Here is a 10036-nt window from a genome sequence, read left to right on the forward strand (position 1 = left end):
CTCCTGGGCCGCCGCCCGCATCGCCCCCGCGGGCGACGACCTGGAGCCCGCCGACGTGCTGCTGCAGCGGGCGGCGCAGGGGTGGCAGGTGGCCGACCTGGGCAGCGCGCAGGTCGGCTGCGGCATCGCGCCCGCCGCCGTCCTGCTCGAGCTGGGGATGCCCTGCCCGGTGTGAGGCGCGCGGCCCCTCAGCGCACCCCCGCCGCCGCGCGCGCCGGGCAGTGCGCGAGGTGGTCGTCGACCACGCCGCAGGCCTGCATGGCGGCGTAGGCGGTCGTCGGCCCCACGAAGCGCAGGCCCGCGGCCTTGAGCGCCTTCGCCAGCGCCGCCGACCCCGGCGTGCTCACCGGCACGTCGGCCCACGTGCGCGGTGCGGGCGGCGCCGGGTCCGGGGTGTGGGACCACAGCAGGTCCGACACGCTGCCGCCGCGCTCGGCGAGCGCCAGCACCGCCCGCGCGTTGGCGATCGTCGCCTCCACCTTGAGCCGGTTGCGGATGATGCCGGCGTCGGCGAGCAGGCGGGCGACGTCGTCCTCGCCGAAGCGGGCGACGACCCCGGGGTCGAAGCCGGCGAACGCGGCCCGGAAGGCGGGGCGCTTGCGCAGCACCGTGATCCACGACAGCCCGGACTGGAACGCCTCCAGCGCCAGCCGCTCGAAGACCGCCGCGTCCCCGCGCACGGGATGCCCCCACTCCTCGTCGTGGTAGCGCTCGTAGAGCGGGTCGCCGGCGCCGAAGCAGCGGAACGGCGCCGCGGGCGGGGTCTCGGAGGGTGCTGCGGAGGTGGCGGTCACGGGCGGAGCGTGCCACCCGGCTGCGACAGCGGGTGGCGCCCGCGACCCGCCGGCCCGCGTTGCTAGCGTCGGCCGGCATGAGCGACGCCCCCGCCACGAGCGCCGGCCGACGGCGCGTGCTCGTGCTGAACGGCCCCAACCTCGGCCGCCTCGGCAAGCGGCAGCCGGAGGTGTACGGCTCCACGACGCTGGCCGACGTCGCCGCCCGCTGCCGCGCACTGGGTGCCGAGCTGGGGCTGGAGGTCGACTTCCGCCAGACCGACTCCGAGGCGGAGATGATCGGCTGGGTGCACGGCGCCGCCGACGCCCGCGAGCCCGTCGTCCTCAACCCCGCCGCGTGGACGCACACCTCGGTGGCGCTGCGCGACGCCTGCGCGGAGCTGGGCGCCGGGCTGGTGGAGGTGCACATCTCCAACGTCCACGCCCGCGAGCCCTTCCGGCAGCACTCCTACGTCTCCGGCGTCGCCACGGGCGTCATCGCCGGCCTCGGCGTGCGCGGCTACGAGCTGGCGCTGCGCTGGCTGGCGGAGGAGCCCTCCTCCGCCGGACGGGCGTAGCCCGCCCGCGCCGGGCGGGCGGTGTCGGGAGCGGCTCGTAGGATGCCCCGGGCGCGGCCGCACGGTGGCCGACGCCGGGGCCGAGGTCAGGAGCAGCAGTGGTCGAGCACATGAAGTGGTGGGGCTGGGGCCAGGAGGGCGTCTCCTTCCACCACGAGGACAAGCCGGACCTGGCTCCGTTCGTGCTGGAGCGGGTCGGCCTCGACCTCAACGGCCCGGGCGTGCCGGCCCCGGACTTCTCCAAGTTCAGCGTGCCCCCCTCGCAGGCCCCCGGTGCGCTGCGCGAGGCGCTGGTGGCGGCCGTCGGCGCCCGGCACGTCGTCGACGAGGACCTCGACCGCGTCGTGCACACCTACGGCAAGAGCATGCGCGACCTGCTGCGCATCCGCCGGGGCGACTTCGGCCGGGTGCCTGACCTCGTGGTCTACCCCGGCACCGAGGCGGAGGTGGAGGCCGTCCTGCGCGCGGCGCTGGCCGCCGACGCCGTGGTCATCCCCTTCGGCGGCGGGTCCAACATCGTCGGCAGCCTGGAGGCCCCGCGCGACGAGACCCGCCCCGTGCTCAGCGTCGACATGGGCCGGATGAACGCCCTGCTGGAGGTCGACGAGACCTCGCAGGTGGCGCGCATCCAGGCCGGTGCCCTCGGCCCGCACCTGGAGGCGCAGCTCAACGGCCGCGGCTGGACGCTGGGCCACTTCCCGGACAGCTTCAAGCACTCCACCCTGGGCGGCTGGATCGCCACCCGCTCCTCGGGCACGCAGTCCGACCGCTTCGGGGACATCGCCGACATCACCCGCGCCGTGCGCGTGGTCACCCCCCGGGGTGTCGTCGCCACCCGCAACGTGCCCAGCCAGTCCACGGGCCCGAGCGTGCGGGAGATGGTCCTCGGCAGCGAGGGCCGCCTCGGCATCATCACCGAGGCCACGGTGCAGGTGCACCGGCTCGCGGAGGAGCGCGTGATCCTCGCGTACTTCTTCCCCGACTACGGCAGCGGCCTGCGCGCGATGCGCGACATCGCCGCCTCCGACGCCTACCCCTCCATTACGCGGGTGTCCGACGAGAACGAGACGGCGTTCACCTTCGCCACGTCCAAGAAGAGCGCGGGTCTGTCGGCGCTGCTGTCCAAGGGCGTGAAGCTCTACGCGACCAAGCGCAAGGGCATGGACCTGTCGCGCATGTGCCTGTCGTTCATCGGTTTCGAGGGCTCCGCCGCGCACGTCAAGCGCAGCAGGGGGCTCGTCAACGACATCGTCGCCAAGCACGGCGGGTTCTGCGTCGGCGCCGGCCCGGGCCGGCTGTACGACCAGAAGAAGTTCGACACCCCCTACATCCGCGACTTCATCCTCGACCGCGGTGCCATCGGGGACGTCTCCGAGACCTCCTCGTCGTGGTCGACGATGCAGACGGTGCACGACAACACCGTGGCCGCTGCGCACAGGGCGTTCGACGAGATCGGCGTCAAGGGCTTCATCTTCTGCCACCTGTCGCACAGCTACCACATGGGTGCCTGCCAGTACTTCACCTTCGCCTACGTCTCCTCCGGGCGCCGCGACGAGCTGGAGGAGTACGACCTGGTGAAGGGCGCCATCCAGCAGACCTTCATCGACAACGGCGCCACCCTCTCCCACCACCACGCCGTGGGTCGCGAGCACGCCCGCTGGCACGAGCAGGACACCTCCCCGGCGGGTGCGGAGATCGTCCGCGCGCTCTTCGACGGCGTCGACCCCGGTCGCAACCTCAACCCGGGGGCCATCACGGGCTGAGCCCGCTGCCGGGCGGGGCGGCGGGCACGGCGGCGTCGGTGGTGCCGGGCCGCCTGGCGGTGTCGGTCCCCGGCCCTAGCGTGCGGCCATGGTCACGTCCACCGCCGCCACGGTCGAGGAGTACCTCGATGCCCTGGAACCGGACCGCCGCGAGACCCTCACGGCGGTCCGCGCTCTCGTGCTGGAAAACCTGCCACCCGGCTACGCCGAGACGACGGCGCTGGGGATGCCGACGTACGTCGTCCCGCTCGAGCGCTACCCGGACACGTACAACGGTCGGCCCTTGTCCTACGTCGCATTCGCCGCGCAGCGGCAGCACAACTCCCTGTACCTCATGGGGCTGTACAGCGACCCCGAAGCCGAGCGCGCCTTCCGCGAGGAGTGGACGGCGAGCGGGTGCAGGCTCGACATGGGCAAGAGCTGCCTGCACTTCCGGCGGCTGGGCGACTTGGACCTGCCCCTGCTCGCCCGCACGATCGCGTCCCGACCGGTGGAGCGCTTCCTCGCCACCTCTGCGCGGATGCATGGGCGTCAACCAGCAAAATGATCGACCCACCTCGATCATCGATGTTGATCAGTTACTGCATATCAAGAGGCGAGCTTGACCCGCCGATAAGCACGTGTCAGCATAGGCGAGGTTGGTTGTGCTGCCCCGGTAGCGCGTGTGGGTCGCCGATATGGCGCTGACTCCGCCAGCTGTGGCTCTTCCCCCCCGGGGGGAGGGCAGAGGCTCGATCGAGGGCGTCCCGTGTCGGGGCGCCCTCGATCCGTTTTCGGAGGGGCGCATATGTATATGCTGTTCGTGGATGAATCCGGTACAAACTCGAAGGACGCCACGTTCACGTTAGGTGCGGTGGCGGTTCATGAATCAGCTATGCAGGCCCTGAATCGTCGCATGAACGACCTCATGGCCGAATACTCCCGGTTGACAGATCACAACACTGATGACCTTGAAATTCATGCGTCAGAGATGCTGAACCCAGGGAAGGGAAGTCCCTGGAAAACCGTCAACCACCAAGTCCGAAGGCGTGTTCTGGACCGTTGTTACGAGTCTTTGCGCCTTATGGAGGAGGAAGGAAGTGCTGGCGCCGTAGCCTTCTTCGGCGTTGCGATGGATTCCCGCTTTAAGAAGGATTATAGCGTCCATGCGCGGGAGCAGATCGCTTACGAGCACCTACTGAAAAAGTTCGATGACTACCTTGTCAGACGGACCTCTTCAGAGATGGGGTGGGTGGTCCACGATCGACGCATAGTCGCTGAGCGCGACGTCAGGCAGTGGGCTCGTGGCTGGCAAGAAGCAGCTGGAGCATTAGGAAGGATCAATCGATTCGCCGATCTTCCCCTTTTTGCAGACAGCAAGACCACTCGCCTACTTCAGGTGGCGGATCTCGTGGCCTATGCCTTCTGGCGCTCATATGACAAGGGTCATGATCAGTACATCGAAAAGCTGTGGTCTCAGTTCGACATCGAAGGCGGTCGGCTTCACGGCGCGATACATCTGACCCCTGACTACGCGGACCACAAGTGTTCGTGCATTCCATGCTCTCGGCGTCTGAGTGGAAATGTAAAAAGCATCCGATGAAGAACTTGCAGCCATGGCGCGAGGTTCGCAAGCGGCGATCATGGCACTTTTTGGTAGACGCGTCATCCAGCTGAAGGCGCGGCCCCACCTCTTCGTTATTGCTCTGGCGTGTTGCCCAGGGTGTGCTGCCCCGGTCCGCTCGGGTGCCGGCGCGCCGCACCCCACGTCGCCTTGCCCCACACCGTGCGCACCAGCGCGCGGGGCACCACGTCGAGCACGCCCATGAGGGCCTTGTACCGCTTGGTCGGCACGCTGAGCACCTTGCCGGCGAAGGCGTCGTCGAGGCTGACGCGCACCACCTCGTCGGCGTCCAGCCAGGCGGGGGAGTCCGTGCCGCCGCTCTTCATGCCCGCCCGGGCGTGGAACTCGGTGCGCACGAACCCCGGCGCCACCGCCGTCGCGGTCACGCCGGTGCCGCTGAGCTCCTGGTGCAGCGTCTCGGTGAGCAGCGCGACGTACGCCTTCGCCGCGGAGTAGTGCCCGCCACCGGCGACGAACCCGGCGACGGAGGCGATGTTGACGATCCGGCCGCGACCGCGGGCGGCCATGGCCCCGGCCGCGGCCCGGGACAGCACCATCACCGCGCGGCAGAGCACGTCGAACATCTGCTCGTGCGCGACGAGGTCGCCGTCGGCGAAGCGCTGCTTGAGCCCGAACCCGGCGTTGTTCACCAGCACGTCGACGGGGCGCGCGGCGTCGGCGACGCGGTCGGCGACCCGCTGCAGCGACGCCCGCTCGGACAGGTCCGCGGGCAGCACCTCCACCTCGACCCCGTAGCGGGAGCGCAGCTCCACCGCGGAGCGCGCCAGCCGCTCCTCGTCGCGCGCCACGAGCACCAGGTCGTGCCCGCGCTCGGCCAGCTGCGCCGCGTAGCGGGCGCCGAGGCCCGCGGTGGCGCCGGTGACGAGGGCGGTGGGTCGATCGGTGCGCGGTCGCGGGGACGGGACGGGCTCGCTCATGGAACCGACCTTAGGGGGATGCGACCGCCCACCCCGACAGCGCCAGGATCGGCGGGTGGTCACCTCCGTCCCCGCTCCCCTCCCCGCTGCCACCCCCGGGTCGGGCGAGCCGCGCGAGCGCCGGCGCCTCGCGCTCGCCGTCGGGCTGCCCGCCCTCGTCCTGGCCGGCGTCGGCCTGGGCCACCCCCACCACCTCGATGCCGGGACCGCCACCTGGTGGACGTGGATGCACGTGCTGCTCCTCCCCGTCTTCCCCCTCCTGGGCGTGGCGCACTGGCTGCTGCTGCGCGGTGAGCGCGGCCCGGCGGCGTGGCTGTCGCGGATCGCGGCGTTCGGCTACGTCACCCTCTACGGCGCGCTCGACGCGATCGCCGGCGTCGGCACGGGCACCCTGGTGCTGCGCTCCGGCGCCGGGGACCAGGCGGACCTGCCGGAGGTGGGCTGGTTGTTCGGCGTCGGCAACTCCCTGGGCACCGCGGGTGCGTGGTGCCTGACCGCGGCCTGCGTCCTCACCCCGCTGGTCCTGCGGCGCCGCGCGGGGTGGCGCGTGCTGCCCGGTGCCGTCCTGCTGGTCGCCTCGAGCTGGGTGTTCAACGGCGCGCACATCTACGCGCCCGTGGGGGTGCTGGCCGTCCTGGGGATCGGCGCCGGGCTGGTGCTGCTGGCGCTGTCCGCGCCACCGCTGCGGGCCGGCGCCCGCTAGGCGGTCCCGTCCGGTCACCGCCCGGTCAGCGCGCCCGGCCCACCGCGCCGTGCGAGACCCGGTCGCGGCCGGCGGCCTTGGCCGCGTACAGGTGCTGGTCGGCGACGGCCAGCACCTGCGCCACGGTGGCCGTCGTCCCCGCCGCCAACGTCGCCACCCCCGCCGAGACGGTGGTGCTGCCCGGCCCGTGCGCCCACCGGTGCCCGGCGACGGCCCGCCGCACGCGCTCGGCGACCGCGACGGCCTCCGCCGGCTCCGGGCAGGTGAGCACGACGGCGAACTCCTCCCCGCCCATCCGGGCCACCAGGTCACCGGGGCGGCAGGAGGCGGCGACGAGGTGCGCCACCGTCCGCAGGACCTCGTCACCGGTGCCGTGGCCGAAGCGGTCGTTGACCTGCTTGAAGTGGTCCACGTCCACGACGACCACCCCGAGGACCTGCCCGCCCGCCGCGGCGGCCGCCAGCAGCAGCGGCAGCCGCTCGTCGAGGGCGCGGCGGTTGGCCAGGCCCGTCAGGGAGTCCTCGTGGGCGTGGCGGCGCATCTCCTCGGCGTGCGCCTGCAGCTCCTCGCTGCGCGCGCGGTGCTGCTCCGCCTCGGACAGGGCGCGGCCCAGGTCGGCCGTCGTCTGCAGCAGCCGGGCGCGGGCCTCGGCGGTGCGGGTGCGCAGGGCGCGCTCGAGCTCGTGGTGGCGCTTGTAGTGCGCCAGCGCCTCCCAGGGCTGCCCCAGGTGCTCGTGGCACACCGACAGCTGCAGGTGCACGGTGGTGGCGACGCCCACGTCGCCCAGGTCCTCGGCCAGCGCCGCGGCCGCCCCGAACAGCTCCAGCGCCACCGCGTGCTGCCCGCGCAGCAGGGCGGCCATGGCCTGCGCCTCCAGGACGGAGGACTCCAGGGTGCGGTAGCCGTGCCGCCGGGAGATGCCCAGCGCCGCCGCGAGGTGCTCGTCGGCCTCGGCGTCGCGGTCCAGGTGGAGCAGCAGGCCGCCGGCGTTGAGGTGCGACATCCCCTCCCGGTAGGGGTGCCCGGTGGCGCGGGACAGCTCCAGGGCCTGCCCGGCGACGTCCAGCCCGGCCAGCAGCTGCTCGCGGGTCACCGCCACGGCGTCCCAGCGGGCGCTCGCGACGAGGTTGTCGGCGAGGTTGTTGAGCAGCGCGAAGCGGGAGTCGGCGCCGGCGCGGTCACCGGCCAGCGCCAGCTCGTCGCGGGCCTGCTCCTGGAACGCGCGGGCCCGGGCGTGGTCGCCGAGGGCGGAGTGCACGGTGCCGGCGCGGCTGAGGGTGCTGAAGACGGCCTCGTGGTCGTCGAGGCGGCGCACGACGACGAGGGTGCGCTCCACCGCGTCGAGGGCCTCCTCGGGCATGCCCAGCTCCAGGTAGGCCAGCGCCAGCACGTTGAGCGCCGCCACGAGCGCGGCGTCGTCGGCGAGGCGCTCGGCCACCGCGACCGCCCGCACCCCGGCGTGGGCGGCGTCGTCGAGGTCGCCCAGGCGCACCGCCTGGACGCTCTGCAGGTGCAGGGCGCGGTACAGCGAGGCCTCGTCGCCGGCGCGCAGCGCGGCCGCGCCGGCCTGCCGCGCCAGCTCCCAGCCCTCCTGGAAGGCGCCGCGCTGGCGCGCGGAGTCCGCGCGCGCCAGCAGCTGCGCCAGGGGCGCGGGCTCCGGGGGCGGGGCCGGTGCGGGCACACGTCCCGCACCGGCCGTCGCGGTCCCGGGCCGGAGCCCGTCGTCGCCACCGGGGTGGAGCCCCTCGTCGCCACCGGGGCGCAGCCCGTCGTCGTCACCGGGGTGGGCGCGGGCGCGCGGCAGGGCCGCCTCGGGGTGGCCGGGGAGGCGGTCCACCTGCGCGCTCACCGCTGCCCGGCGCCGGGGGGTGCCACCGGCTCGGCCACGGGCTCCACCCGGTAGCCGGCGAGGTCCTCCGGGGGCGGCCCGGGCGCGGCGCCGATGCGGTCGCGGAAGTGGCTGCTGCCGCGGTCGAAGTCCTCCTCCGACCCCTCTCGGTCGGTACCCGTTCGCTCCGCGTTCACCGGGACACCGTAATCGCTCGACCGCGGAGCGCTGCTCACGCGGCCCGGGTCTCACCGGGTGCCGGCTGCGGGGCGTGCGCCCCGCCCCGGCCCGGCAGCGCCGCGATGCGGCGCCAGCGCGGCTGGGCCAGCAGCGCCCGCAGCGCCGCGGCGCGCACGGCGGCCGAGGCGGCCGCGAACGAGCGCATCGGGCCGTCGGCCTCGATGAGCACCCCGGCCAGGGCGTTGCCCACCGCGGCACCCGCCGTGACCCCGGTGGACAGCCACGCCTGGGCCTCGTTGACCCGGTGCGCCGGCGCCAGGTCGTCGACGAGGGCGCCGACGATGATGAGGTTGGGGGAGATGAACAGCCCGGTGCAGAACAGCACGGGCAGCAGCACGCCCAGCGCGGGCTCGGCGGAGGCCACGACCGCCGTGGTGGCGACGAGCAGGAGGCCGAAGCCGCCCATGACGACGGGCAGGCGGCGCCGCTCGGGGCCCTGCCAGTGCCGGCTGCCGTAGAGCAGGCCGCCCAGGGCGCTGCCGCCGGCGATGGCGGCGAAGAGGAAGCCCAGCTTGTCGGAGGAGCCCAGCACCTCCTCCGCCGTCGCGGCCAGCGAGACGTCGAGCAGGCCGAAGCCCACGCTCATCGCGGCCATCACGACCAGCACGAGCGGCAGCCCGGCGCTCAGCGCGACCCAGCGGGTGCGCCAGGGCGTCCCGCGGGCCCCGGCGGTGGCGGCGGTGTGCTCGCCGGGCACCGGGCGCCAGTGCCGCGCGGCGTGGGTGCGGGCGTAGAGGACGCCGCCGACGGCCTCGAAACCGGCGGTCACGAGCGTCGGCACCACGGGGTCGAAGAAGACGAGCAGCAGGGTCAGCAGCAGCGGGCCGCCGACGAAGAGGGTCTCGATGGCGACGGCGTCCAGGGCGTAGCCGGCGCGCTGGCGGCGCGGGTCGTCGAAGACCACCCGCCACGCCGCGCGCATCGCGGGGCTGATCGGGGGGAAGGTCAGGCCGACGAGGACGGCCAGCGGCGGCAGCAGCGCGTCGGGTGCGCCGGTACCGGTGACGAGCGTGAGCGCGACGAGCAGGGCGGCGCTGGGCAGGCTGGAGGCGAGCACGACGCGCGGCTGGCCGTAGCGGTCCAGGGCGCGCCCCCACAGCGGGGAGCCGACGGCGACGCCGACGGCGAAGGCGCCCGCCACGTAGCCGGCGAGGGAGTAGGAGTCCCGCAGCGCCTCCACCAGCAGCACGAGCCCGAGCGGGGCCATGGACACCGGCAGGCGGGCCAGGATCGATGCGGTGAAGGGGGCGGCGGCGCGCGGGGTGCGGAGCACCTCCGCGTAGGTGGACAGGCCGGACGTCATGCGCGGTTCCTCGTTCAACGTGTGCGGGACCCGCCGCTGGGCGGGCCACCGAGCAGCTTGCCAGGGGTGGGCGCCCCGGCGCGAAGCGGTTGCCGGGCCCCTGCGGCCGGCCGGCGGCGCTCCCCCCCGGGGCGGTGGTCAGCGCGCGGGGCGCCAGATGCGGGCGCAGTCGCCCCCCGCGGCGCGGGCCAGCACGAGGGCGCGTCCGGCCTGCGCGACGGCCCCGGCCGCGGTGACGGCCCGCTCGGTGGCCAGGCTGGCCCCGACGCTCGCGACGAGCGGTGAGGTGCCGCGGTGCGGGCAGGTG

General features: G+C 73.9%; 10 protein-coding genes. 5 read left to right on the plus strand and 5 right to left on the minus strand.

Features of this window, described 5'->3' with window-relative positions; all coding sequences use genetic code 11:
* Positions 1–188 precede the first annotated feature (188 nt).
* Positions 189–794 carry a DNA-3-methyladenine glycosylase I gene (locus ABEB16_RS13760; protein WP_345712811.1) on the minus strand — a complete coding sequence of 202 codons (606 nt, stop codon included), beginning with the start codon at positions 792–794 and terminating at the stop codon, positions 189–191.
* 77 nt (positions 795–871) lie between these two features.
* Here ABEB16_RS13760 and aroQ point away from each other — a divergent pair, with 77 nt between their 5' ends.
* The 4 genes from aroQ (at position 872) to ABEB16_RS13780 (ending at position 4696) form a co-directional block, all read left to right on the plus strand.
* Positions 872–1351 carry a type II 3-dehydroquinate dehydratase gene (gene aroQ, locus ABEB16_RS13765; RefSeq protein WP_345712812.1) on the plus strand — a complete coding sequence of 160 codons (480 nt, stop codon included), beginning with the start codon at positions 872–874 and terminating at the stop codon, positions 1349–1351.
* 98 nt (positions 1352–1449) lie between these two features.
* On the plus strand, positions 1450–3114 hold the full coding sequence (locus ABEB16_RS13770; RefSeq protein WP_345712813.1) for an FAD-binding oxidoreductase: 1665 nt from the start codon (positions 1450–1452) through the stop codon (positions 3112–3114).
* Between the two features lie 88 nt (positions 3115–3202).
* Positions 3203–3661 (plus strand): iron chaperone, encoded by a 459-nt coding sequence (locus tag ABEB16_RS13775; RefSeq protein WP_345712814.1) that lies wholly within the window; start codon positions 3203–3205, stop codon positions 3659–3661.
* 246 nt (positions 3662–3907) lie between these two features.
* Positions 3908–4696: a DUF3800 domain-containing protein gene (locus tag ABEB16_RS13780; protein WP_345712815.1), complete on the plus strand. Its 789-nt coding sequence runs from the start codon at positions 3908–3910 to the stop codon at positions 4694–4696.
* A 95-nt stretch (positions 4697–4791) separates the two neighbouring features.
* Here ABEB16_RS13780 and ABEB16_RS13785 read toward each other — a convergent pair whose 3' ends face one another.
* A complete protein-coding gene (locus ABEB16_RS13785) occupies positions 4792–5655 on the minus strand; it encodes an SDR family NAD(P)-dependent oxidoreductase (protein WP_345712816.1) in 864 nt (287 codons plus the stop codon).
* A 55-nt stretch (positions 5656–5710) separates the two neighbouring features.
* On the opposite strand from ABEB16_RS13785, the gene ABEB16_RS13790 reads away from it, so the two are divergent.
* Complete coding sequence (locus tag ABEB16_RS13790; RefSeq protein WP_345712817.1) at positions 5711–6358, plus strand: hypothetical protein; 648 nt, start codon at positions 5711–5713, stop codon at positions 6356–6358.
* Between the two features lie 25 nt (positions 6359–6383).
* Here the strand turns inward: ABEB16_RS13790 and ABEB16_RS13795 are convergent, their stop codons facing one another.
* Genes ABEB16_RS13795 through ABEB16_RS13805 form a run of 3 tightly spaced genes read right to left on the minus strand, consistent with a single transcriptional unit; the run spans position 6384 to position 9729 of the window.
* A complete protein-coding gene (locus ABEB16_RS13795; protein WP_345712818.1) occupies positions 6384–8195 on the minus strand; it encodes a diguanylate cyclase in 1812 nt (603 codons plus the stop codon).
* Between the two features lie 8 nt (positions 8196–8203).
* On the minus strand, positions 8204–8383 hold the full coding sequence (locus tag ABEB16_RS13800; RefSeq protein ID WP_345712819.1) for a hypothetical protein: 180 nt from the start codon (positions 8381–8383) through the stop codon (positions 8204–8206).
* Positions 8384–8418: 35 nt separating this feature from the next.
* Positions 8419–9729: an MFS transporter gene (locus tag ABEB16_RS13805; protein WP_345712820.1), complete on the minus strand. Its 1311-nt coding sequence runs from the start codon at positions 9727–9729 to the stop codon at positions 8419–8421.
* Positions 9730–10036 lie beyond the last annotated feature (307 nt).

It is taken from the genome of Kineococcus glutinatus, from assembly GCF_039542765.1.
In the GTDB taxonomy this organism is placed as follows: domain Bacteria; phylum Actinomycetota; class Actinomycetes; order Actinomycetales; family Kineococcaceae; genus Kineococcus_A; species Kineococcus_A glutinatus.